The sequence below is a fragment of the Bradyrhizobium sp. Kon69 genome, assembly GCF_055807515.1.
On record NZ_JBVVOS010000003.1, the window covers coordinates 291,565 to 315,748 of the forward strand.

Genomic DNA, 24,184 nt, shown 5'->3' on the forward strand with positions numbered 1-24,184 from the left:
CGCTTCGCGAGCGAAGGATGGTGGGCGCGACAGGGATCGAACCTGTGACCCCTACCATGTCAAGGTAGTGCTCTCCCGCTGAGCTACGCGCCCTAGATGTCGTCTAGATCGGGTCGGGTCCCTATAACGGCTCAGGGGAGCCGGTGCAAGGACGGAAGGGGGCCGATTTAGGCCGCCAGCATCTTGTTCACTTCGCTGACCAATTCGCGCAAATGCACGGGCTTGGACAGCACCTTGGCGTTCTTGGGAGCGTCCGAATCGGAGTTCAGGGCGACCGCGGCGAAGCCGGTGATGAACATGATCTTGATGTCGGGGTCGAGTTCCGAGGCCCGGCGGGCGAGCTCGATGCCGTCCATCTCCGGCATCACGATGTCGGTGAGCAGCATCTCGAACGGCTCTTCCCGCAGCCGCTGATAGGCGGCCATGCCGTTATCGTGGGACGAGACCTGAAAACCGGCGTTTTCCAGCGCCTTGACCAGGAATCGGCGCATGTCGTTGTCGTCTTCGGCGAGCAGGATCTTTGGCATGGCGGAAATGTCGAATCCCCAGAGGATATCAGCAGAGGTCACTAAGCCCGACGGAGGGTAAATTTGGGGTGAAAATCTTTGCCCTGAGCCGGTTGTGCTTGCCGACCCCTTGTGAACCTGAAAGCAGTTCGAAGCAATCGAGCCGTACCTGCCGGTCCCCACCTCGCTGCCCGCAGGGTTAAGACATGTTCCAGCGTAGATCTCATCTTTTCGCTTGGCAGGATGGTTGCGATTCCGGACAATGACGACACATAAGAGCCGCTCGATCGGCCGAATCAATGCGTTGAGGCCGGTGCGGGCTTGTTGGATCGTGCGGCGCCAAGGGCGAAGCCTGATTACCAAGGACGAAGCCTGACACCAAGGGACGAAGCCTGAGAAGATGACCCGGTTTGACGGCGACAAGTCGCCAGCCTTCGAGATCGTTGAGCCCGCGCAATGGCGCGCGCCGGTTATCTTCAACTCGCCCCATTCCGGCTCGACCTATCCGGACGAATTTCTCAGCGCCTCCAGGATCGACCTGCCGACGCTGCGGCGTTCCGAAGATTCCTTCATGGACGAGCTGATCGGCCATCTCAGCGAGCGCGGCTTTCCGACCGTGCGGGTCAACTTTCCGCGCTCCTATGTCGACGTCAATCGTGAGCCCTACGAGCTCGACCCCCGGATGTTCACCGGGCGCCTGCCGAGCTTTGCCAACACTCGCTCGATGCGGGTCGCCGGCGGGCTTGGCACCATTCCGCGCGTGGTCGGCGACGGCCAGGAGATCTATCGCGAGCGCATCCTGGTCGACGACGCGCTAGGGCGGATCGAGACGCTGTACAAGCCCTATCATCGCGCGCTGCGCCGGCTGATCAACAAGGTGCACCAGATGTTCGGCACCGTCGTGCTGGTCGACTGCCATTCGATGCCCTCGGTCGGCGTCTCCCGCGACGAGCCGCGCCGGCCCGACATCGTGATCGGCGACCGCTACGGCACGAGCTGCACGCCGCTATTGCCCGACCGGGTCGAGGAGACCATGACCGGGCTCGGCTATTCGATTGGCCGTAACAAGCCCTATGCCGGCGGCTTCATCACCGAGCATTACGGTAACCCGGCCAGCGGCCTCCACGCCGTGCAGCTCGAGCTCAACCGCGCAATCTACATGGACGAGCGGCGGCGCGAGCGCAGCCCGCGCTTTGCGCAAGTGGCGTCGGACTTCGGCGTGCTCGCCGACGTGCTGGCAACCACGGTCCCGTTCGGCGATCTCGGCCCGTTCCAGGCCGCTGCGGAATAAGCGCGACGTTTTCTGCGAATGACTGTGTTGGGTGCGATCAGCGCTAACGCGTTTCGCGGCGCGCATTGAAATGAAAGCCAAGGCTTAAAGAAATAAGAGGCTGAAAGAAAAAAGGGCCGCTTCTAATGAAGAAGCGGCCCAAGTCTAGGGAGGAAACGCCCAAGGAGGGCAGCAGTAACGCGAGAAGCGCTACCGCACCGCAACAATATGCGGCCGCGACGCACAAAGTGCAAGGGCTTTCGAGCGATTTCCCATGCAATGAGGACATAGCTCGGTTGCTTCCAGAGAAACCCAGATTCAGTTCCTTTGATAAGGAAATTCAATGGGTTGATAGTCATTTGCATACCAACGAGGCAGACCCGGAACTAAGGTTTCAACTCAATGATCGATATTTGCCCAGCGCGTGACTTTGACGAGGCGAACGCTTCCCGCATCCAAAATACCAGGGTGCAAAAGCAAGACAGCGCTGCACGATCCTTCCGATTTGAGCTAGGCAGGAGTGAGCTTCACCCGACTTTCGCTTTTTGAGGAAACGCCGTGACGGTGATCGATTTCTCCGCCTTCATCGGACGGCTCGCCACCGCCTCCGGCGAAACCATCCTGCCGTTCTTCCGCACCTCGCTGTCGATCGAGGACAAGAGCAAGACCAGGGAATTCGACCCCGTGACCGAGGCCGACCGCGCTGCGGAGGCGGTGATGCGGCGTCTGATCAAGGCCAACTTTCCCCAGCACGGCATCGTCGGCGAGGAATTCGGCAACGAGCGCGAGGATTCGGATTACGTCTGGGTGCTCGACCCCATCGACGGCACCAAATCCTTCATCGGCGGCTTTCCGATCTGGGGCACGCTGATCGCGCTCCTGCACAAGGGGACGCCGGTCTACGGCATGATGCACCAGCCCTTCATCGGCGAACGCTTTTCCGGCGACAGCGGCTCGGCTCATTATAATGGCCCCTCCGGCGAGCGCCGGCTCCAGGTCCGGCGCTGTGCTTCGCTGTCGGAGGCGACGACCTACACCACCAGCCCGCTGCTGATGAACGAGCGCGACCGCGCCATCTTCGGCCGCATCGAGAAGGGCGCGCGGCTGTCGCGCTATGGCGGCGACTGCTACTCCTATTGCATGCTGGCGGCGGGTCACGTCGATCTCGTGGTCGAGACCGAGCTGAAGCCTTACGACATCGCAGCCCTGATCCCGATCGTGACCGGCGCCGGCGGCGTCGTCACCACCTGGGAAGGCAAGCCGGCGCAGGGCGGCGGCCGCATCGTCGCGGCCGGCGACGCCAGGGTTCACGAAGAAGCACTGAAACTGCTCAACGGATAAGCGCCTCAAAGGAGCCTGCATGAAAACCCGGCGTAGGCTCCTCCTCGCATTCCTGCTTCTGTTTCCGACGCTCGCCTCCGCCCAGAATTTCCCGGCCAAGCCGATCAAGCTGATCGTGCCGTTTCCGGCCGGAGGCCCCAACGACATTATCGCGCGGGTGATCGGCCAGCGCATGTCGGAGCTGTCAGGACAGCCGGTGCTGATCGACAATCGCGGCGGCCAGGGCGGCGTGCTTGGCACTGACGCCGTCTCCAAGGCTGCACCTGACGGCTACACCATCGCGATCTCCAGCGCCGGCGCGCTGGCGATCAGCCCGAGCATGGAAAGGGTCGCCTACGATACGCTCAACGACCTCACGCCGGTGACTCTGGTCGCGACCGTGCCGGAAATGCTGGTTGTCGCCACCAACGTCCCCGCAAAGGACATCGCGGAATTGATCGCGCTCGCCAAGGCGCAGCCGGGAAAACTCAACTTCGCCTCCTCCGGCCCCGGCAGCCTGCCGCATCTCGCCGGTGAACTGTTCAAGCTGACGGCGAAGATCGACATCGTGCACGTGCCCTATCGCGGCGCGGCGCCGGCCGTGAACGATCTGCTGGGCCAGCAGGTGCAGATGACGTTCCTGGATCTCCCCGTGCTGCTGCCGCAGGTCAAGGCGGGCGCCCTGCGACCGATCGCAGTTGGCTCCGCCGAGCGTTCGCCGACGGCGCCTGATGTGCCAACCACCGCGGAAGCCGCCTTTGCCGATCTGCGCATCGAGAACTGGTACGGCATGGTGGCACCGAAGGGCACGCCGAAGGAGATCGTCGCCGCGCTGCATGGCCTGGCGACAAAGGCGATGGCGGATCCCGCGGTGAAGGAAAAGCTCGCCGCCCAGGGCGCAACCCTAGTCGGCGATGATCCGGAGCATTTTCGCACATTCATCGCAGACGAGATGAAGAAATGGGCGAAGGTGATCAAGGACGCTGGCGTGGAGACCGCGAAGTAGCGCAGAGCTCACACTGCCGCCGCCCGCAGATGCTCCACCAGCATCTTGGCCGGGCGCGGCAGCGTCTTGAAGCTTCGCGCGCAGATCACGAGTTTGCGGTTGGCCCAGGTGTCGCGCAGGCGGACCATGGCGAGCGGCATCAGTTTTGCGCAGCGGCGGGCCGCGGCTTCGGGCACCAGCGCGACGCCCACATCGGCGGCGACCATCTGGCAGATCGCGTCGAAGTCGCGCAGGCGCGCGCGGTAATGCGGCCGCATGCCGAGCCGGGCGGCGTGCTTCGAAATATGCACCTGAAGCGCGGTGGCGCTGGTCAGCCCGACGAAGTCACAAGCGCCCGCCTCCTGGAAATCGATCGCGCGGCGGCCGGCGAACGGGCCGCGCCTGGACGTCACCAGCGTCAGGCGATCCGCGCTGAAGGCGAATCTCTCGATATGATCGGGCAGCGCGTGCTCGGCGGCGAAGCCGAGATCGGCCGCGCCCGCAGTGATCGCGGCCGCGATGTCGGTGCTCTCGCGCTCCTCGATGTCGATGGCGACGTCGCGGTGCTCGCGCAGGAAGCCGGCAAGCGCCTTCGGCAGATGCTCCGAGAGGCCGGAAGTATTCGCGAGGAAATGCACGCTCGCGCGCACGCCGCTGGCAAAGCCGGCGAGATCGCCGCGCATGGCGTCGATCTGGTGGATGACGAGACGGGCGTGATCGAGCAGGCTCTCGCCGGCCGAGGTCAGTTCGACGCCGCGGCGCCCGCGCTTGAGCAGCGCGACGCCGAGCGCATCCTCCAGCCCCTTGATGCGCGCGCTGGCTGAGGCTAGCGCCAGATGCGACCGCTCCGCACCACGGGTGATGCTGCGCTGGTCGGCGACCGCGATGAACAGCTGGAGGTCGACGAGGTCGAAGCGCATCCCGGGTCCCTTCAGCCTTCGCTCCAGACGAAGGCTTGCTCCGTAAGCTACAGATTGTGCCGGCGCGCGGCATCGGTCAATGTGCAGATATGATCGACCCGCTCCTCATTCTCATCGCCGCCGTCTTCCTCATCGCCGGATTCGTCAAGGGCGTCGTCGGGCTCGGCCTGCCGACGGTGTCCATGGGACTGCTCGCCGTGAGCATGGCGCCCAGCCGCGCGATCGCCATCGTGATCGTGCCCGCCATCGTCACCAACATCTGGCAGACTTTCGTCGGTCCCCATTTGCGCGACATCCTGAGGCGGCTGTGGCCGCTGATGATCGGCACCGTGATCGGGTGCTGGCTCAATGCCGGCGCGCTCACCGGTCCGCATGCGCGCTACGGCACGATCGTGCTCGGCGCACTCCTGGTGATCTACGCGATCATCGGGCTGAACAAATTCCAGTTTCACGTTGCGCCAAAGAACGAGAAATGGGTCGGCGGCGTGGTCGGCGTGGTCACCGGCGTGATCTCGGCCTCAACCGGCGTGCAGGTGATCCCCTCGATGCCGTTCATGCAGGCGATCGGCATGGAGAAGGACGAGCTGGTGCAGGCGCTCGGCGTGTTCTTCACGACAGCGACACTGGCGCTCGCCTTCAATCTCACTGCGGGCGGATTGCTGACGCCGGCCAACGCAGTGCCGGGTGCGGTCGGCATGGCGTGCGCGTTTGCCGGCATGTATATCGGCCAAACGGTGCGGGCGCGAATGCCGGCGGAAGCGTTTCGCCGCTGGTTCCTGATCGCGATGATCCTGCTCGGCCTCTATCTCGCCGGCAGCGCGCTGCTGAAGGAATTCGCGTAAAAGAAGTTACCGCGCCTCCAGCATGGCGACGCGGATGCCGAGATAGATGAAGAGGCCGCCGAGGGCACGGTTGACCCAGGCGACCGCGCCTTCGGAGCTCCGCAAGCGGTGGGCGGCCTTTGCCGCGAACGCCGCCAGCACCAGGCACCATAGCGTTCCCGTGCAGATGAAAATCAGGCCAAGCGTCAGGAAGGCGAGCGGCTTGTGCGCCGAGTCGGCTGCGACGAATTGCGGCAGGAAGGCCAGGAAGAACAGCGCGACCTTGGGATTGAGCGCGTTGGTGAAGACGCCCTGGAGGAAAACCCGCCGCAGCGAGCTCTGCACCGGCTCGTCGATGGCCGAGGCCAGCACAGGGGGCGACCACAGCATCTGAAGCCCGGTCACGACGAGATAGGCCGCTCCGACCAGCTTCAGGATCGAGAATGCGGTCGACGAGGCCATCAGCAGAGCCGAAAGGCCGATCGCGGCGCCCGCGACGTGGAAAAAGCAGCCGCAACTGATGCCCAGCGCGGCCGCGGCGCCACCTCGCCAGCCCAGCTGCATGCTGCGGCCGATCACATAGACCGTATCAGGCCCCGGCGTGATGTTGAGCAGCACGCCTGACAGGACGAAGAGCCAGATTTCGTGAATGCCCAGCATGTGTGACGTGCCTCCGTCGCCCAACCATGGCCCAAGAGGCCGGCTTAGTGGGTTCGCTCGTCCTCGTCCACTGCCGGGATTGCCGAGGATTTACCTCGAATTTGCAATGCGGTTCGTACTTTCGCTCGGCCTCATCTGCTCTATAAGGAACGGGTTCTTTGAACGCGGGATTCGAGGCGACTGCCACGCCGTGGCCGGTCCTCGATCTCTTCCAAGTCTCTTGCAAGTCTCTTGGAGCTCCGGGATATGGAAAGACGTCTGGCTGCCATTGTCTGCGCCGATGTCGCCGGCTATTCGCGCATGATGGGCACCGATGAGGCCGGCACCCATGCCGCCTTCAAGGCCCATCGCAGCGCGATCCACCCCATCATCCTCAATCACGGCGGCCGCGTCGTCAAAAACACCGGCGACGGCTTCCTGCTGGAATTCCCCTCGATCGTCGGCGCCACCGAGGCTGCCATCGCGATGCAGACGCTGATGGCGGAGCGCAATCACCATCTGCCCGCCGATCGCGCCATGCAGTTCCGCCTCGGGATCCACATGGGTGACGTTATCGCCGACGAGGACGAGGTCTTCGGTGACGATGTCAACATTGCCGTCCGCCTCGAAGCCGTGGCGAGCCCCGGCGGCTTTGCGATCTCGGCCAAGGCCTACAAGGAGGCCAGCAAGCATCTCACCGTGCCGCTGGTCGATGCTGGCAACCACCGCTTCAAGAACATCAAGGATCCGATCGGGGTCTGGACCTGGACGCATGAGGGTGCACCGGCGCTTGCGCCCGCGTTGAGGGAGGCATCCGCCCTCTCGCAGCAGTACCGCACCGCGATCGTCGGCGTGCTGCCTTTCGCCAATCTCAGCGACGCCCAGGACGAGTATTTTTCCGACGGCCTGACCGAAGATTTAATTCACGCGCTGTCGCTACAATCCTTCTATCGCGTGCTGAGTCGCAACTCGACCTTCGTGTTCAAGGGCAACAACGTCAGCACCCGCCTGATCGCGCGGGAGATCGACGCCAGCTATCTGATCCAAGGTTCGGTGCGGCGCGCCGGAGCCAAGATCCGCGTCACAGCCGAGCTGATCGCGCCGGAGACCGGCGAGCAGCTCTGGACTGGCCGCTACGACCGCGACATCGGCGATCTCTTCGCGATGCAGGACGAGATCACCACCAACCTGTCCGCCGCCATCGCCACCGAGATCGTCCGGGCCGAGGCCTCGGCGCCGGCGCGGCTCTCGACCGATGTCACGGCCTGGGACCGCTTCCTCAAGGGGCTGTCGCACTATTATCGGCAGACCAAGGAAGACCTTGCCATCGCCGTCGACCTGTTCCGGGAGGCCATCAGGCTCGAGCCCAAGCTGTCGATTGCACACGCCTATCTCGCCACGATCCAGATCCAGAGCATCCACTTCGGCTGGGTCAAGGGCACGCGCGAGATGTGGGCCGAAGCGATGAAGCTTGCCGAAACCAGCGTCCGGCTCGATCCGCGCTCGTCATTTGCGTTCTCGATCCTGTCCTGGACCCACGCGCTGGAGGGCCATTACGAGGCAGCAATGGACGCCGCCAAGCGCGCCGTCGCGCTCAACCCCTACGACAACGGCGCGCGCGGCGTGCTCGGCATCTGCCATTTCGCCATCGGCGAGCACCGCGAGGCGATCGAGCTGTTCTCGATGGCCGCACAGCGCGACAACAGCGATCCGCGCTATCAATGGGCCGCACTGAACGCGTTCAGCCATTATCTGCTGGGCCAATATGACGCGACCCTGTCATGGGCTCGAGAACAGCTCTACATCAACCCGAACCATTTGCAGGCGCTGGCAATCCGCGCCGCGGCGCTGGCGCAATTGGGGCGGGGCGACGAGGCGGTCGAGGCGACCCGCGTGCTGATGGCTAACTACCCGACACTCAATGTCGACCGCCATTTGCGCAATTTCCACTGGAAGCGGCCCGAGGACCTCGCCCACTACCGCGCCGGACTCTTGAATGCGGGCGTGCCGCTCGGCAAACTGACCCTGGTCTCGAGCGACGTCAAACGCATCGCCGAATCCTGAGGGCCAGCCGCGGCCACGCGGCAATGTCCCCTCCGCCTTTATTGACACGACAGTGAATTCAGCCACACTCCGCTACACGCTGAAGTAGTATGAAGTAGTATAACGTGTTGTCGGTTTGTCAGGACTTTCCGCGCTCTATCGCCGCGTCTGTATTTCACGATTCGCCGTTTTCAGGATTTTGGGCCATGCATGACTCCGCTCCGAAGCCCCCCTTCGACCCTTCGATCCAGGTCTCGCCGAACAATCCCTGTCCATTCCTCCGCGGCCTCGTCGGCGAGGGGTTTGTCGACGGCGGAACCGTGCCGCTCGGCACGCTGTCGCAAACGATCGCGAATGCGAGCGGCGAGACTGGGCTGAAGAAGGTCTCGGCCCGCATCCAGGTCCGCGGCGTCGCGCTCATCGCGAACGGTCTGGGTCACATCCTGAAGAGCATATTTTCGGGCGCGCAGCTCGACGCGTTGCGTGGCGGCCCTCTCGACAAGCGCGGTGCCGGCTCGCGCGTCCTCGGCGTCGACGGCAAGGTCGATGAGGACGAGCTTGCGCGGTTTGCGAGCTTCGGCCGGACCTACCAGGATCCGAACGGCGGCGGCTCTGAGCCGGGTCTCAACGCCTCGGAAATCGGCGTCTTCATGCGCGACAATCTCAAGCGGGCCGGCAGCGCCGCACGCTGGTACTACCCCCTGCTGATGAAGTTCGAGTGGCCGATCCTCCTGAAGATCGCGGGCAAGGGCGCGGGTGAGGACCGCTATCTCAGCGTGGCCGACGTGCGCACTCTGTTCAACGAGCGGCAATTCCCTGCTCGCATCAACCAGCGGCTCGTAGCGCAGCCGGTGCTGTCGACCTGCCAGCGCGTGGTGCGGGGCGCGCTCAAGGTTGCGGCCCTGCTGGTCGCCCTCGGTCTCGCCTTGCTCGTTGCGCTCGCCGAATTCCCCGACCAGGTGCGCGCGATGCTGCCGCAAAAGGGAATCCTCGTGAATCTCCTGCCGCCGCCGTTGCCCACGATCCCCGAGACGAAGGCGGCCTTTTGGCTCGAACAGAACTGGTCGCTGAAGGACAGGCACTGGTTTCACCATGCCAGCCAGGGCACCGCGACCTTCCCGGTGCCTTACGAATGGTTCATGGCCCTGGAGCAGCCGCGCCTGCATCTGTTGTCGCGGCCGGGCATGATGACGGACAGCGCCTATCTCGAGCGCTTCGGGTTCATTCCGAGCCCGCAGTCGATCCAGACCGACGCGACGTCCCTGCGCCGCTTCGGCTACGCCAATGTCTACGAGACGACGCAGGTGCCGGACTGGTCGACCAGATGGACGCCGGCGGACAACGTCGACGGCCTGCCGGTCGGCTTTGCACGGATGACCGGGGTCAGCGATCCCGCGACCGGCCGTCGCGAAGAGGACAAGATCGGGCTGACCTGCGCCGCCTGCCATACCGGCCAGATCCACTACCAGGGCGTGGACGTGCGTTTCGACGGCGGCCCGGCCATGACCGACTTGAAGAAGCTCGAGCTCTCCACCGGCCTGTCGATCGCCTACACGCTTTACGTGCCGTTCCGCTTCCAGCGCTTTGCCGATCGCGTGCTCGGCCCCGATGCCAGCAAGGCTGACCGCGCCGCGCTCAAGCAGAAGCTCAGCGCGATCGGCAACTTCCTGATCGACTGGGCGAAAACCCAGCAAAAGACGATTGAAGGCAAGAAGACCTGGAACGGCCGGCAGCAGAGTGACACCGAGGAAGGGTTCGGTCGCCTCGACGCTCTCAATCGCATCGGCAATCAGGTTTTTTCGCAGGATCTCGCGCTGAGCGGGCTTAAGGGTTTCGAGAAGAACCTGCACGCCCAGGACGCCCCGGTCAGCTATCCCCCGATCTGGACCGTGCCCTGGTTCAAGTTCGCCCAGTACGACGCCTCGATCGAGCAGCCGCTGATCCGCAACGCCGGCGAAGCCCTCGGCGTAACGGCGCTGCTCAACCTGTCCGACGCCTACCCGGAAGACAGGCTGTGGCGGTCCTCGGTTCATATCAACACGCTCGGCTGGATCGAGGACATGCTCAGGGGCCCCGATCCGTTCAAGACGGCGGATCCCTCCACCGGTCCGAAGTTCGGCGGCCTGCTGGCGCCGAAATGGCCCTCTCAGATCCTTGGCGACAATTGGAGGCTCGATCAGAAGAAGGTGGACAATGGCCGCAAGATCTACGCCGAAATGTGTTCCGGATGCCATTTGCCGGCGATCGACACTCCGGCTTTCTGGTCTTCGGGACATTGGGAGCCGAGCGGCGACAGCAAGGTGCTGAACGCGGTGACGATCCCCCTCGACGAGATCAAGACGGATCCCGAACAGTCGCTCGTGCTCAGCAACAGGATCGTCGATTTGCCTGGCTTCCTGAAGGTGAATACGGCCGACCTCCAGAAATGGTGGCAATGCGACGTCTCGACCGCAAGCTCGCCGACCGAGATGGTGTATGCGCTCGGGCTGATGACGGTGGTGGACCTCGTCGCCCGCAAATGGATGGATGACGAGAAGACTCCGGATGCCGAGCGGGCGAAATTGTGGAATCTCGCACGCAAGAACTGCCTCAATCCGGTGGGGGGAGCGCGCTATCGGGCACGGCCGCTGAACGGGATCTGGGCCACGGCGCCCTATCTGCACAACGGTTCGGTGCCGTCTCTCTACTGGCTGCTGAAGCCCGCAAGCGAGCGCCCGCAAAAATTCTGCATGGGCCGCCGCGACTACGATCCCGTGACCGTCGGCTTTGCGGTCACCGCCGACGAGAAATGCAAGACGGGTGAAACCGAGTTCTCGGCGGGGTCGGAGAAGGATCCGATCCAGGGCAATAGCGTGCTCGGCCATTCCTTCGAGCGCAAGCCGGGCGAGGAAAAACGTCCCGGCGTCATCGGCCGCGTGTTCAAGGACGACAACGAGCGCTACGATCTGATCGAGTATCTGAAAACGCTGTAGTGAGCCTTACCTCGCCCCGCTTGCGGGGAGAGGTCGGATTGCATCGAAGATGCAATCCGGGTGAGGGGGTACAGGTTCTCGACGATCTTGCGTGCCGAGAGAGGCCCCTCACCCCAACCCTCTCCCCCTAAGAACGGGGCGAGGGAGCGCACCTCGCGCGCGGCAGCCATTCACTTCAACCCCTCACTTGAACAGCGGCGTGCCCGGCACGAAGGCGTCGAAGGCTGCCCAGAATTGGGAGCGGTAGCGGTCCTGCTCCTGGAGAATCTCGTGCTTGGCGCCGGCGATCACGAGATGGGAGCCGGCGCGCAAATGATAGGCGAACTCCTCGATCGCCGCGATCGAGACCACGGTGTCGCTGGAGGCCGCCAGCATCAGGATCGGCTGACGGATCTCGGACGGGTAGTTCTTGCCCCTGAAGGTGTTCATCGCGCGGAAGGCGGTATCGGCCCAGGCGACCGTCGGTGACGCGAGCCCGAGGGTCGGATCCTCCTCCAGGATCGCGGCATTGCGCGCATAGCGCACGGGATCGCTGGTCAGCGGATTGTTGATGAAGGGATTGAGACCGGTGATCTGGTCGCTGCCGCCGGGGACATAGCGGCCGCCCATCCCCAACACGCGCATCGTCTTCAGCAGAGCCCGCGCCGGAAACGAGGTGGCGCGGCCGGGCAGGTCGATCATCGGCGCCGACAGCACCATGCGGTCGAACCAGCGCTTGCCCGCATGCGCCACCCGCAGCATCACCGTGCCGCCCATGGAGTGGGCGAGCGCGAAGAAGGGCGGCGGGCAATCCGGCAGCACCACCTGCTGCACGAAGGTCTCGACGTCGATCTCGAAATCCGCGAAGTCGCGGACATAGCCCTTGCGGGGATCGCGCAGGCGGCGCGAGGAGTGGCCCTGCCCGCGCCAGTCGATCATCGCCACCGCAAAGCCGCGGTCGCGCAAATCGCGCACGGTCTCGAAATATTTCTCGATCTGCTCGCTGCGTCCGGTGAAGACGCAGACGGTGCCCTTGCGGTTCGCCGGCGGCGCCCAGCGCGCAAAGCGCAGCTCGACGCCATCGGGGGTCTTGATGGTGCCGCTGACGACGTCTTCGGGAACGGGATTGGATGGTATCGAGACCAGCGTCATGATGGGGAGGGCTTGGGCACGAAGTGCTGCAAATCAGGGGGCGGGAGCGCCGAAAAGGCCAAGTATCCGCCCTCTTGAACGCCGTTCTCGTCAACCCATATCACCTTGGTGCAGGCCGCTACCAGTGTTTCGGAACCGGAACATCAGGCTGCACACAGACGAAAGCCCGGCCCGATTGGCGGGCGGGTTACTCAAACAGTCGCTCAATGGAGGACTTGACCATGCGTACGTACGACCTGACCCCCTTCTACCGTTCCACCGTCGGCTTCGACCGCCTCTTCAACCTGCTCGACCAGGCCGGTTCGGACGGCAGCCCCGGTTATCCCCCCTACAACATCGAGCGCACCGGCGAGAACGACTATCGCATCACCGTTGCGGTCTCGGGCTTTGCCAAGGATGAGCTCTCCATCGTCGCGAAGGAAAACACGCTGACGATCAAGGGCGAGAAAGTCGCCAACGAGAACTCGAAGGCCGAAGTGCTGTACCGCGGCATCGCCGCGCGTGCTTTCGAGCGCGCGTTCCAGCTTGCCGATTTCGTGCAGGTGAAGAACGCCTCGCTCGAGAACGGGCTGCTTCACGTCGATCTCGTCCGCGAGATTCCCGAAGCGAAGAAGCCCCGCCAGATCGCGATCAACACCGGCGCGCAAGGCGCACAGGTGATCGAGAACTCGGTAGCCGCGTAAATCACGTCGGCCGCTTCCAGGTTACGAAAACGCCCCGGTGCCCCGGGGCGTTTTTTTGTTGGGCTCTCCTCGTCCCGGCGAGAGCCGGGGAATCCTGCCGCGAGATCGATCAATCGTGCGCGGAAGAAATACCGAACGACGGATCTGCCATACCTTGCCAGAGGATGGTCTCGGCCATCGCCGGGACGTCACCGATTGCTGAACGGCCGTGCTGGACTGTTGCACCGCATCACAGAGCGGTGAATTGGCGTAACGCCGTCGGCCCGCGCGTCGTCCTTTGGCTATCGAACCCAAAACAAGACGGAGAACAATCATGACTTTCTGGCGCAGCTTTTTCGTCGCCGCGAGCCTGCTGGCGGCTCCGCTCACCCTTGCTCACGCGCAGACGCCGCAGACCGTGAAGGCCAAGAACGTCGTGCTGGTGCACGGCGCCTGGGCCGACGGCTCGAGCTGGTCGGAGGTGATCCCGATCCTGCAGGCCGCCGGTCTCAACGTAACTGCCGTGCAAAATCCGCTGTCGTCGCTCGCGGACTCCGTCGAGGCCACCAAACGCGTGCTGGCCGAACAAGAGGGGCCGACCGTGCTGGTCGCGCATTCCTGGGGCGGCACCGTGATCAGCCAAGTCGGCACCGACCCGAAGGTCAGCGGCCTCGTCTATGTCGCCGCACGTGCGCCCGATGCCAACGAGGATTTCGTCGCACTGTCGAAGCAGTTTCCGGCGGGACCGGCACGCGCCGGCGTCGTCGAGCGCGACGGCTACACAAAACTCTCGGAAGACGCCTTCCTGAAGTACTTTGCCAATGGCGTGAAGCCGGAGCAGGCCAAGGAGCTCTACGCCGTGCAATGGCCGACCGCCGCCTCGATCTTCGCCGGTCGCACCACCGAAGCGGCATGGCATTCGAAGCCGAGCTGGTACGCGGTGTCGAAGAACGACTACACCATCAATCCCGATCTCGAACGCTTCCTCGCCAAGCGCATGAACGCCACCACGATCGAGCTCGATGCCGGCCACCTCTCGCTGGTGTCGCATCCGAAGGAGGTGTCGAATTTGATCCTGGAAGCGGCGGGGTATGGGCGGAGCTGAGCGGCGGTTGCAGTGATGCAAAAGGCGCCCGGATGCTCAGGCGCCTTTTGTTTGGGGCTAACTCTCTCTCCAACGTCGTCCTGGCGAAGGCCAAGACCCATTACCACAGGGAGGAGTTTGGCGAAGACTCGTCGTCCGGTACTCGCACCTCAATCGCTCGATAGACCTCGCGGTATGGGTCCTGGCCCCCGTGCGCAATTGCGCACTAGGCCAGGACGACATCGTGGGTGTGATGCGGGTCATCGCATCAAACGCCCAGGCTCAATCCAGCCCCTGCGCTGCAGGCATGTCCTGCGTCGGCAGGATCGTTGGAGCAGGTTTGGCCAGACCGACGGTTGGAGCAATGACTTGCGGCGCGGCCTCGGCGGGCTTTGCAGGCACGGCCGCCACGGTCTGCGTGGTAGGTTGAGCCTGCGCTGCCTGCGCCGCCGCGGGTTCGGCTGGCTTGGCGGCGACCGGCGCCTCGCGTGGCGGGGCAGCCTTAGGTAGCGGGACGGTGCGGCTGGCGACATGTGGAATCGGGGCCGGTGGGCGGGGCGGGCCACTGCGGACCATGGTCGGCGGCGGCAGCGCACTTTGCGGGCGGTAAGGTGCAACCGCAGGCTGCTCGTAGCCCGGTGCCATGCCGTAGGCGTCGGCAGCCGGCATGAAGCGCAAGATCCTTCCGTCGCGGGCATCGATCACGAGCCGGCCGTCTTCGCCGCGGCGGTCGATCACCGCGATGGTGTAGACACCGCCGCGCAGGCGCGGGATGCCCAGTGGAGAGAAGCCGTTCTCGCGCAGCACCGCGTAGACCTCGGTCGATGGCAGCAGCACCGGAGCCGGCCCACGCTCTTCGTAGCCATAGCCGTAGCGCGGCGGCGGCGGCGCGGCCTCCGGTGGCGCATAGGGTCCGTCGAAATCCGAGACTGCGATCATCGCCCCTCGCGCTGGAACTTGCGCTTGAGCGGCGGTCGCGGCCAGCGCCAGCGCGGCGGCAGCCATCCATCCTGTGAAAAACTTCATGATCGAGACGCTCCTGTCAGGCCCCCGGATGGATCGCGCTCTTTCGCTTCTTGCGGCGTGGCGCGGCTTCCGAAGGGTTGATCCGAAGCTTCATTGGGGATTCCGGCGTCGGCGGGGCCGGATCAGGGCGCGTTTGCTTCAAAAGCGGGGCCGCGCAACTTTTGGAAAGCGATTGATTGATCTATGGGGAATCGGGACTTGCGCGCGCTTGTGTGATAGACAAAAATTTGGCAAGGTGACGGTTAGGACAGGAAGACTGTCTCAATTTTGCTTGCGGTTCCGGCATAGGGATTGCAACGAAAGTCGGTGCTTTCGAGCGCCAAGAAGGCAACAGGCAAAGCCGTTCTCGGGGACGAAGAACGCCTTGGCCTGAATTTAAGAAAATGCGGCTCGCAAGCGGACGAGCGGTGACCCAGAAGCGGGTGCCGCGGGACGCCCAAGGTGCGCCGAAGATGGCGGTGAGGCAGCTTGCCGCATGGAGAGGACGAGAACATGAACGGGTCGCAAGTCGAGCGCGGAAACATCGTGGCAGAACAACTGTCGGCGACGGTCGCCTCGAAAACGACCGATCCGATTCAGGAACACAATTCACGGCCGCCGGCCGTAGGTCTCTACGATCCGAGCCTGGAAAAAGATTCCTGCGGCGTCGGCTTCATCGCCAACATCAAGGGCCAGAAGTCCCACGAGATCGTCGCGGACGCGCTCAGCATCCTCTGCAACCTCGAGCACCGCGGCGCCGTCGGCGCCGACCCGCGCGCCGGTGACGGCGCCGGCATTCTGGTGCAGATCCCGCATGCTTTCTTCAGCCGCAAGGCGAAGGAGCTCGGCTTCGCACTGCCCAATCCCGGCGAATACGCCATCGGCGCGTTGTTCATGCCGCGCGACACCGCCTGGCGCAACGTCATCAAGAGCATCATCGCCGACCAGATCAAGGAAGAGGGCCTGACGCTGCTCGGCTGGCGCGACGTGCCGACCGACAATTCCTCGCTCGGCGTCACCGTGAAGCCGACCGAGCCCGCCTGCATGCAGGTGTTCATCGGCCGCAACGGCACCGCCAAGACCGAGGACGATTTCGAGCGCCGGCTTTACATCCTGCGCAAGTCGATCTCGCAAGCGATCTATCAGCGTCGCGACCGCGGCCTCGCCGGCTATTATCCGTGCTCGATGTCCTGCCGCACCGTGATCTACAAGGGCATGTTCCTCGCCGACCAGCTCGGCAAGTACTATCCCGATTTGCACGAGAAGGACTTCGAGAGCGCGCTCGCGCTCGTTCACCAGCGTTTCTCGACCAACACCTTCCCGGCGTGGTCGCTGGCGCATCCCTACCGCATGATCGCGCATAACGGCGAGATCAACACGCTGCGCGGCAACGTCAACTGGATGGCGGCGCGCCAGGCCTCGGTGAGCTCCGAGCTGTACGGCAAGGACATCAACCGGCTCTGGCCGATCTCCTACGAAGGCCAGTCGGACACCGCCTGCTTCGACAACGCGCTCGAATTCCTGGTGCAGGGCGGCTACTCGCTGCCGCACGCCGTCATGATGATGATTCCGGAGGCGTGGGCCGGCAATCCCTTGATGGATGAGAAGCGCCGCGCCTTCTACGAATATCATGCAGCCTTGATGGAGCCGTGGGACGGCCCCGCCGCGATCGCCTTCACCGACGGCCGCCAGATCGGTGCCACGCTGGACCGCAACGGCCTTCGGCCGGCGCGCTATCTCGTCACCAAGGACGACCGCATCGTGATGGCGTCCGAGATGGGCGTGCTGACGATTCCCGAGGACCAGATCATCACCAAGTGGCGCTTGCAGCCCGGCAAGATGCTGCTGGTCGACCTCGAACAGGGCCGCCTCATCCCCGACGACGAGATCAAAGCCGAGCTCGCCAGGAGCCATCCCTACACCGAGTGGCTGGAACGGACCCAGATCGTGCTGGAAGAGCTGCCGAAGGTGCCGACCACCGGCGTGCGCTCCAACCTGTCGCTGCTCGATCGCCAGCAGGCGTTTGGCTACAGCCAGGAAGACATCACCATCCTGATGACGCCGATGGCCTCCACCGGCGAGGAAGCCGCAGGTTCGATGGGCAACGACACGCCGATCTCGGCGCTGTCAGCCAAGGCCAAGCCGCTGTTCACCTACTTCAAGCAGAACTTTGCGCAGGTCACCAATCCGCCGATCGATCCGATCCGCGAGGAGCTGGTGATGAGCCTCGTCTCCATCATCGGACCGCGGCCGAACCTGTTCGACCTGCAAGGCCTTGCCACCACCAAGCGCCTCGAAGCGCGCCAGCCGATTCTGACCGACGCGGACCTCGAAAAGATCCGCTCGATCTCCGAGGTCGCCGAGTCGCACTTCAAGTCGCGCACGCTGGACACCACCTTCCACGCCGGCCTCGGCGCGGCCGGCATGGACCAGGTGCTGGACGAGCTCTGCGCACGCGCCGAGAGCGCAGTGCGCGAGGGCGTCAACATCATCATCCTGTCCGACCGCATGGTCGGCACCGACCGGGTTCCGATCCCGTCGCTGCTGGCCTGCGCCGCCGTGCATCATCATTTGATCCGCACCGGCTTGCGCACCTCGGTCGGCCTCGTCGTCGAATCCGGCGAGCCGCGCGAAGTGCATCACTTCGCCTGTCTCGCCGGCTACGGCGCGGAAGCGATCAATCCGTATCTGGCGTTCGAAACCATCATCGCGATGAAGGACCGCCTGCCCGGCTCGCTCGACGACTACGAGATCGTCAAGCGCTACATCAAGTCGATCGGCAAGGGCCTGCTCAAGGTGATGTCCAAGATGGGCATCTCGACCTACCAGTCCTATTGCGGCGCGCAGATCTTCGACGCCATCGGCCTCAAGGCGGAATTCGTCGGAAAATTCTTCGCCGGCACGCATACCCGGGTCGAGGGCGTCGGTCTTGGCGAGATTGCCGAAGAGGCGGTGCGCCGTCATGCCGACGCGTTCGGCGATGCGCTCGTTTACAAGACTTCGCTCGATGTCGGCGGCGAATATGCCTATCGCAGCCGCGGCGAGGACCATGCATGGACCGCCGAGTCGGTGGGGCTGCTGCAGCACGCCGCGCGCGGCAATTCGCTGGAACGCTACCGCGCCTTCGCGAAGATCCTCAACGAGCAGTCGGAGCGTCTCCTGACGCTACGCGGCCTGTTCCGGATCAAGAACGCGGACGAAGAGAAGCGCAGGCCGATACCGCTCGACCAGGTCGAGCCGGCCAAGGACATCGTCAAGCGTTTCGCCACCGGCGCGATGAGCTTCGGCTCGATCTCGCGCGAGGCGCACACCACGCTCGCGATCGCCATGAACCGGATCGGCGGCAAGTCGAACACCGGCGAAGGCGGCGAGGAAGCCGACCGTTTCAAGCCGCTGCCGAACGGCGACAGCATGCGCTCGGCAATCAAGCAGGTCGCCTCGGGCCGCTTCGGCGTCACCACGGAGTATCTCGTCAACTCCGACATGATGCAGATCAAGATGGCGCAGGGCGCCAAGCCCGGCGAAGGCGGCCAATTGCCCGGCCACAAGGTCGACGCGACCATCGCCAAGGTCCGGCATTCGACGCCTGGCGTCGGCCTGATCTCGCCGCCGCCGCACCACGACATCTACTCGATCGAGGATCTGGCGCAGCTCATCTACGACCTCAAGAACGTCAACCCGGACGGCGCGGTCTCGGTCAAGCTCGTCTCGGAGATCGGCGTCGGCACGGTGGCGGCGGGCGTCGCCAAGGCGCGCGCCGACCATGTCACCATCGCGGGCTTCGAGGGCGGCACCGGCGCTTCGCCGCTAACCTCGATCAAGCACGCCGGCAGCCCCTGGGAGATCGGCCTCGCCGAAACCCACCAGACGCTGGTGCGCGAGCGGCTGCGCAGCCGCATCGTGGTCCAGGTCGACGGCGGCTTCCGCACCGGCCGTGACGTCGTGATCGGCGCGCTGCTCGGCGCCGACGAGTTTGGCTTCGCCACCGCGCCCTTGATCGCGGCCGGCTGCATCATGATGCGCAAGTGCCATCTCAACACCTGCCCGGTCGGCGTCGCGACCCAGGACCCCGTCCTGCGCAAGCGCTTCACCGGCCAGCCCGAGCATGTGATCAACTACTTCTTCTTCGTCGCCGAGGAGGTCCGCGAGATCATGGCCTCGCTCGGCTTCCGCAGCTTCAACGAGATGATCGGCCAGGTGCAGCTGCTCGACCAGACCAAGCTGGTCGCGCACTGGAAGGCCAAGGGCCTCGACTTCTCCAAGCTCTTCGTCAAACAGAAGGAAGAGAAGGGCCAGAAGATCTATCACTCCGAGCGCCAAAACCATCATCTGGAAGCGGTGCTCGATCGCACGCTGATCGAGCAGGCGACGCCTGCGCTCGACCGCGGTGCGCCGGTGAAGATCGAGGCCAAGATCAACAGCACCAACCGCTCCGCGGGCGCGATGCTGTCGGGTGCGGTCGCCAAGATCTACGGCCATGCCGGCCTTCCCCATGAGACCATCCATGTCAGCCTCAAGGGCACCGCCGGCCAGGCCTTCGGCGCGTGGCTGGCGCAAGGCGTCACCTTCGAGCTCGAAGGCGAAGCCAACGACTATGTCGGCAAGGGCCTCTCGGGCGGCAAGATCATCGTCAAGCCGCCGGCCAACAGCGGCATCGTGCCGGAAGAGAGCATCATCGTCGGCAACACCGTGATGTACGGCGCCATTCAAGGCGAGTGCTACTTCCGCGGCATCGCCGGCGAGCGTTTTGCCGTGCGCAATTCCGGCGCCGTGGCGGTGGTCGAGGGCGCGGGCGACCATTGCTGCGAATACATGACCGGCGGCATCGTGGTCGTGCTAGGCAAGACCGGGCGCAACTTCGCGGCCGGCATGTCCGGCGGCATCGCCTATGTGCTGGACGAGACCGGCGACTTCGACAGGCTGTGCAACATGGCGATGGTCGAGCTCGAGCCCGTGCTGTCGGAAGAGCTGATCAACGCCGGCACCTATCACCACTCCGGTGACCTCGAGGCGCACGGCCGGGTCGACGTGTTCAAGGACCTGCTCGCCTCCGACGTCGAGCGATTGCACGTCCTGATCACGCGCCATGCCAAGGCGACCGGCTCCAGGCGCGCCGCCGACATCCTGGCCAACTGGAAGGACTGGCTGCCCAAATTCCGCAAGGTGATGCCGGTCGAATACCGGCGCGCGCTGCGCGAGATGGCCGCCAACGCGGACGCCGAGCCGAAAATCGCGATCGGGGCTTGAGCATCACACCCCGTCATTGCGAGCGTAGCGAAGCAATCCAGACTTTCTCCTCTGATGCGGACTGGATTGCTTCGAAGCTCACGCTCCTCGCAATGACGACGAGAGAGAAACACAACGAATTTAAGCGGCAGGGACTTCGGGTTTAATGGGCAAGATCACGGGTTTTCTCGAAATCGAACGGCACGACCGCAAGTACACCCCGGTCGCCGAGCGCGTGAAGCATTTCCACGAGTTCGTCGTTCCTCTCTCCGAAAAGGAAACGCGCGACCAGGCCGCGCGCTGCATGAACTGCGGCATTCCCTATTGCCACGGCACCGGCTCGGTCTCGCCCGGCACGCCCGGCTGCCCGGTCAACAACCAGATCCCGGACTGGAACGACCTCGTCTATCAGGGCAACTGGGAAGAAGCCTCACGCAATCTGCACTCGACCAACAATTTCCCGGAGTTCACGGGGCGCATCTGCCCGGCGCCGTGTGAAGCCTCCTGCACGCTCAACATCGATGACAACCCCGTCACCATCAAGACCATCGAATGCGCGATCGTCGACCGCGCCTGGGACAATGGCTGGCTGAAGCCGGAAGTCGCGGCCGTGAAGACCGGCAAGAAGGTCGCGGTGATCGGCTCGGGTCCGGCCGGCATGGCCTGCGCGCAGCAGCTCGCGCGCGCCGGCCACGACGTGCATCTGTTCGAGAAGTTCGCCAAGGCCGGCGGCCTGCTGCGCTACGGCATCCCCGACTTCAAGATGGAAAAGAACGTCATCGACCGCCGCGTCACGCAGATGGAAGGCGAAGGCGTCACGTTCCACTATAACAGCCATGTCGGCGTCGACGGCAATGTCGATCCGCGCGAGATGCTCAACGAGTATGACGCCGTGGCGCTGACCGGCGGCGCCGAAGCCCCGCGCGACCTGCCGATCCCCGGCCGCGACCTTGCCGGCATCCACTACGCGATGGACTTCCTGCCGCAGCAGAACCGCCGCGTGTCCGAAGAGCCGCTGGGCGGCGTCCAGGAGATTTTGGCCGGTGGCAAGCATGTCGTCGTCATCGGCGGCGGCGACACCGGATCCGACTGCATCGGCACCTCGTTGCGCCAGGGCGCGCTCTCCGTGACCCAGCTCGAGATCATGCCCGCCCCGCCGGAGCACGAGAACAAGGGCCTGACCTGGCCGAACTGGCCGCTGAAGATGCGGACGTCCTCCAGCCAGGCCGAAGGCGCGGTCCGCGAATTCGCCGTGCTGACGCAAAAGTTCACCGGCGAGAACGGCCAAGTCAAGAAGCTGCATTGCGTGCGCGTCGACGACAAGTTCAAGCCGATCGCCGGCACCGAGTTCGAGCTCGACGCCGACCTCGTCCTGCTCGCGATGGGCTTCGTCCACCCCGTGCACGAGGGCCTGCTCAAGATGCTCTCGGTCGAGCTCGACCCCCGCGGCAACGTCAAGGCCAACACGCTCGACTACCAGACCTCGCGCCCGAACGTGTTCACCGCCGGCGACATGCGCCGCGGGCAGTCGCTGGTGGTGTGGGCTATCCGCGAGGGCCGGCTGTGCGCCCGGTCGATCGATACGTTCCTGATGGGGAAGACGGATCTGCCGCGCTGAGTTGGGCGAGCTGCCACCGCTTAAGGCAGACAAACAGTCCGCTGTCGTCCTGGCGAAAGCCAGGACCCATACCGCGGAATCTCTCGATGGTAGACGGCGCTAATCCCGAGCGATCAGTCTTCGCCAAATCACTCCTGGGGTAATGGGTCCTGGCTTTCGCCAGGACGACAGGTTTGGCTTCATTAGGAGCCTACGGTCAGGTGCCCGCTAATTCTGCAACCTCACGCCCACCATCACCACCGTCCCCTGCGAGCTTGAGCCCGCCTGGTTCGAATCCAGGATGTCGTGGCGGAGCGTGCCCTTGATCCAGATGTTGCGGTTGAGCTTGTAGATCAGATTGCTTTCGAACGAGTAGGTCTTGTCGTTGCGATTCTGGCCCTGGTAGTCGTAGGTGCCGTAGGTGAACTTGCCCACTGCCGTAAGCCAGCGGCGGAAGTCGTGATCGACTTCGACCCCGTAGGTGTGCACCAGCACGCCGGAGGAGCCGGGGATGGTGGTCTCGGCGATCTGCGTGTCGGTGGCGAACTTCACCGTGGTCAGGCCGCTTGCATTCCAGATCAGCGAGCCCGAGGTCAGGAAGCCCGCGAGCTGGCTGAGGCGCGGATCGACATAGTTGCGCGCGGAATAGCCGACCGAGACCTCGCCGGTGAGGATGCGCGAGAACTCGAAGGACGTGCCGACCTTGGCGTAGCCGCCGTTCGAATCGCGGAAGAAGCCATTGCGGTCGGCGGCCTGGTCGTGGACGCGGGTGTCGCCCTGGATCTCGACGAACGGCTTCAGGCCCGGCTTCAGCTCGTAGGAGAAGCGCCCCACGCCGCCATACTGGTTAAAGTCGCGGTCATCGTTGCTGAAGGTCGAGCCGTCGGTGAGTTTTGAGTTGGTGTAGGCGGTGCGATCCGCGGTGGCGCCGGCCGCGACTTGGAAGCGGTTGAAGGTCTGGTCGAAGCCGACGGTCGTGCCATAGGTCGCGTAAACAGGATATTTCTGCAGGCCGGCCTGCACGTTCGGGCTGCCGGGATTATCGGTGGCGAGCCGCAGGCGCAGCTGCGTGGTCAGCTTGAGATCGCGATTGACGTCGATGCGGCCGTCGATGTGGCCGTTGAAGTCGGGGCGGTCGACCTCGACCGGCGAGGGCGAGGCAAAGCCGTCGATCGTCGCCGGCATGTTGTTGGTGTAGCCCGAGAACGAGCCGCGCAGATCCGCGACCAGCGCGTGGCGCTCCCAATCGGACGCCACGAGCAGGTCGGGCGCAACGACATAGGCCGGCGAGCCGACCGGCTTGTTCAAACGCGCCGGGTTGGTGTCGTAGCCGGTGGAGAGTTCGAGCCCCCCCTTGATCAGGAAGCTGCCGGCATAGTCGCCGACCGCGCCGAACGCATCCTCGTCGAGCTTGAGGCGGCGGCGCAGCGGCTGGCCGGGCACGTTGCCGGCCAGTGCCGGCGGGACCGGTGTCTTGTGCGCGGTCTCGGACGGCGGCGGCGCGATGCGTGGCGGACCGAGCGTTCGCTCCGGCGTTGCCGGCGGCACCGGCGAGCCGGGTCCGACCGGACGCTTCGGCTTCGGCTGTCCGGGATGGAGCTTGGGCTGCTGTCGCTTACGGTTGAGCGAATCGTAGCCGGAGGCGCTGGCGCCATTGGCTGCGGGCAGGCCGTAGATCGGGACCTGGTTGGTCGGATTTTGGTTGTTCGGGGTCTGGCCTGGGCGCGCCGGCGCCTGCTGGCGCTTGCGCAAATCGGCATTGGGATCGGGCAACGTCGGCAGCGCATCCGACGGTGCCTGCGGCACGCCCGCGGTGCGGCGCGTCGGCAGCGTGTCGGGCGAGGCGAAGCCACCGCGGTTAGGACTGAACAGGTCGGGGGTGAGGCTCTGGGCGGCCCCGGGGGCGCTTCCAAGGACCGTCAGCGCAAAGCACGGCAAAGCCGCGCGCAGGAAATGCGCGCGTTTGCTCCGGCTCGTGCCTGGAGACGACCCCACGATGGAAG

Annotated in this window: 16 protein-coding genes and 1 tRNA gene; 10 read left to right on the forward strand and 7 right to left on the reverse strand. The window is 64.5% G+C overall.

What is annotated here, in order from left to right; translation table 11 throughout:
* Positions 1-18: 18 nt before the first annotated feature.
* A tRNA-Val gene (locus AC0L3U_RS05815) sits at positions 19-93 on the reverse strand.
* 74 nt (positions 94-167) lie between these two features.
* On the reverse strand, positions 168-527 hold the full coding sequence (cpdR, locus tag AC0L3U_RS05820) for a cell cycle two-component system response regulator CpdR (protein WP_007597092.1): 360 nt from the start codon (positions 525-527) through the stop codon (positions 168-170).
* A 379-nt stretch (positions 528-906) separates the two neighbouring features.
* On the opposite strand from cpdR, the gene AC0L3U_RS05825 reads away from it, so the two are divergent.
* The 3 genes from AC0L3U_RS05825 to AC0L3U_RS05835 all read left to right on the forward strand — a co-directional run bounded on the left by AC0L3U_RS05825 (position 907) and on the right by AC0L3U_RS05835 (position 4,102).
* The gene (locus AC0L3U_RS05825) at positions 907-1,797 is read left to right on the forward strand and encodes an N-formylglutamate amidohydrolase (RefSeq protein ID WP_473361025.1); all 891 of its coding nucleotides are present in this window, start codon (positions 907-909) and stop codon (positions 1,795-1,797) included.
* A gap of 537 nt (positions 1,798-2,334) precedes the next feature.
* Positions 2,335-3,117: a histidinol-phosphatase gene (gene hisN, locus AC0L3U_RS05830; protein ID WP_456767625.1), complete on the forward strand. Its 783-nt coding sequence runs from the start codon at positions 2,335-2,337 to the stop codon at positions 3,115-3,117.
* A 19-nt stretch (positions 3,118-3,136) separates the two neighbouring features.
* Positions 3,137-4,102: a Bug family tripartite tricarboxylate transporter substrate binding protein gene (locus AC0L3U_RS05835; RefSeq protein WP_473361026.1), complete on the forward strand. Its 966-nt coding sequence runs from the start codon at positions 3,137-3,139 to the stop codon at positions 4,100-4,102.
* Between the two features lie 8 nt (positions 4,103-4,110).
* On the opposite strand, the gene AC0L3U_RS05840 is transcribed toward AC0L3U_RS05835, so the two are convergent.
* Positions 4,111-5,001: a LysR substrate-binding domain-containing protein gene (locus AC0L3U_RS05840; RefSeq protein WP_473287871.1), complete on the reverse strand. Its 891-nt coding sequence runs from the start codon at positions 4,999-5,001 to the stop codon at positions 4,111-4,113.
* 89 nt (positions 5,002-5,090) lie between these two features.
* Between AC0L3U_RS05840 and AC0L3U_RS05845 the strand changes: the two genes are divergently transcribed.
* Positions 5,091-5,843: a sulfite exporter TauE/SafE family protein gene (locus tag AC0L3U_RS05845; RefSeq protein ID WP_473361027.1), complete on the forward strand. Its 753-nt coding sequence runs from the start codon at positions 5,091-5,093 to the stop codon at positions 5,841-5,843.
* Positions 5,844-5,849: 6 nt separating this feature from the next.
* On the opposite strand, the gene AC0L3U_RS05850 is transcribed toward AC0L3U_RS05845, so the two are convergent.
* On the reverse strand, positions 5,850-6,482 hold the full coding sequence (locus AC0L3U_RS05850) for a LysE family translocator (protein ID WP_473361028.1): 633 nt from the start codon (positions 6,480-6,482) through the stop codon (positions 5,850-5,852).
* Between the two features lie 246 nt (positions 6,483-6,728).
* Between AC0L3U_RS05850 and AC0L3U_RS05855 the strand changes: the two genes are divergently transcribed.
* Positions 6,729-8,525: an adenylate/guanylate cyclase domain-containing protein gene (locus AC0L3U_RS05855; RefSeq protein WP_473361029.1), complete on the forward strand. Its 1,797-nt coding sequence runs from the start codon at positions 6,729-6,731 to the stop codon at positions 8,523-8,525.
* Between the two features lie 185 nt (positions 8,526-8,710).
* Positions 8,711-11,476: a di-heme-cytochrome C peroxidase gene (locus tag AC0L3U_RS05860; protein WP_473361030.1), complete on the forward strand. Its 2,766-nt coding sequence runs from the start codon at positions 8,711-8,713 to the stop codon at positions 11,474-11,476.
* Between the two features lie 183 nt (positions 11,477-11,659).
* On the opposite strand, the gene AC0L3U_RS05865 is transcribed toward AC0L3U_RS05860, so the two are convergent.
* Entirely contained in the window at positions 11,660-12,607 is a 948-nt protein-coding gene (locus AC0L3U_RS05865) for an alpha/beta fold hydrolase (protein ID WP_007597126.1), read from the reverse strand.
* Between the two features lie 221 nt (positions 12,608-12,828).
* Here AC0L3U_RS05865 and AC0L3U_RS05870 point away from each other — a divergent pair, with 221 nt between their 5' ends.
* Positions 12,829-13,290: an Hsp20 family protein gene (locus AC0L3U_RS05870; RefSeq protein WP_007597127.1), complete on the forward strand. Its 462-nt coding sequence runs from the start codon at positions 12,829-12,831 to the stop codon at positions 13,288-13,290.
* Positions 13,291-13,603: 313 nt separating this feature from the next.
* Complete coding sequence (locus AC0L3U_RS05875; protein WP_473361031.1) at positions 13,604-14,374, forward strand: alpha/beta fold hydrolase; 771 nt, start codon at positions 13,604-13,606, stop codon at positions 14,372-14,374.
* A gap of 261 nt (positions 14,375-14,635) precedes the next feature.
* On the opposite strand, the gene AC0L3U_RS05880 is transcribed toward AC0L3U_RS05875, so the two are convergent.
* Complete coding sequence (locus AC0L3U_RS05880) at positions 14,636-15,379, reverse strand: hypothetical protein (RefSeq protein ID WP_473361032.1); 744 nt, start codon at positions 15,377-15,379, stop codon at positions 14,636-14,638.
* Between the two features lie 492 nt (positions 15,380-15,871).
* Here AC0L3U_RS05880 and gltB point away from each other — a divergent pair, with 492 nt between their 5' ends.
* Together gltB and AC0L3U_RS05890 are read left to right on the forward strand one after the other, a co-directional pair.
* Positions 15,872-20,605: a glutamate synthase large subunit gene (gene gltB / locus AC0L3U_RS05885; protein WP_473361033.1), complete on the forward strand. Its 4,734-nt coding sequence runs from the start codon at positions 15,872-15,874 to the stop codon at positions 20,603-20,605.
* 145 nt (positions 20,606-20,750) lie between these two features.
* Positions 20,751-22,202, forward strand: coding sequence for a glutamate synthase subunit beta (locus tag AC0L3U_RS05890; RefSeq protein ID WP_473361034.1), 1,452 nt, complete (start codon positions 20,751-20,753; stop codon positions 22,200-22,202).
* Positions 22,203-22,409: 207 nt separating this feature from the next.
* On the opposite strand, the gene AC0L3U_RS05895 is transcribed toward AC0L3U_RS05890, so the two are convergent.
* Positions 22,410-24,176 (reverse strand): outer membrane beta-barrel protein, encoded by a 1,767-nt coding sequence (locus AC0L3U_RS05895; protein WP_473361035.1) that lies wholly within the window; start codon positions 24,174-24,176, stop codon positions 22,410-22,412.
* Between the last annotated feature and the right edge of the window lie 8 nt (positions 24,177-24,184).

Bases quoted from the DNA above. Each gene is read 5' to 3' on its own strand.
- AC0L3U_RS05890 (WP_473361034.1), top strand. From the start codon at position 20,751: ATGGGCAAGATCACGGGTTTTCTCGAAATCGAACGGCACGACCGCAAG.
- AC0L3U_RS05875 (WP_473361031.1), top strand. From the start codon at position 13,604: ATGACTTTCTGGCGCAGCTTTTTCGTCGCCGCGAGCCTGCTGGCGGCT.
- AC0L3U_RS05865 (WP_007597126.1), bottom strand. From the start codon at position 12,607: ATGACGCTGGTCTCGATACCATCCAATCCCGTTCCCGAAGACGTCGTC.
- AC0L3U_RS05880 (WP_473361032.1), bottom strand. From the start codon at position 15,379: ATGAAGTTTTTCACAGGATGGATGGCTGCCGCCGCGCTGGCGCTGGCC.
- AC0L3U_RS05870 (WP_007597127.1), top strand. From the start codon at position 12,829: ATGCGTACGTACGACCTGACCCCCTTCTACCGTTCCACCGTCGGCTTC.
- cpdR (WP_007597092.1), bottom strand. From the start codon at position 527: ATGCCAAAGATCCTGCTCGCCGAAGACGACAACGACATGCGCCGATTC.
- AC0L3U_RS05845 (WP_473361027.1), top strand. From the start codon at position 5,091: ATGATCGACCCGCTCCTCATTCTCATCGCCGCCGTCTTCCTCATCGCC.
- AC0L3U_RS05825 (WP_473361025.1), top strand. From the start codon at position 907: ATGACCCGGTTTGACGGCGACAAGTCGCCAGCCTTCGAGATCGTTGAG.
- AC0L3U_RS05855 (WP_473361029.1), top strand. From the start codon at position 6,729: ATGGAAAGACGTCTGGCTGCCATTGTCTGCGCCGATGTCGCCGGCTAT.
- AC0L3U_RS05840 (WP_473287871.1), bottom strand. From the start codon at position 5,001: ATGCGCTTCGACCTCGTCGACCTCCAGCTGTTCATCGCGGTCGCCGAC.
- AC0L3U_RS05860 (WP_473361030.1), top strand. From the start codon at position 8,711: ATGCATGACTCCGCTCCGAAGCCCCCCTTCGACCCTTCGATCCAGGTC.
- AC0L3U_RS05850 (WP_473361028.1), bottom strand. From the start codon at position 6,482: ATGCTGGGCATTCACGAAATCTGGCTCTTCGTCCTGTCAGGCGTGCTG.
- gltB (WP_473361033.1), top strand. From the start codon at position 15,872: ATGAACGGGTCGCAAGTCGAGCGCGGAAACATCGTGGCAGAACAACTG.
- AC0L3U_RS05835 (WP_473361026.1), top strand. From the start codon at position 3,137: ATGAAAACCCGGCGTAGGCTCCTCCTCGCATTCCTGCTTCTGTTTCCG.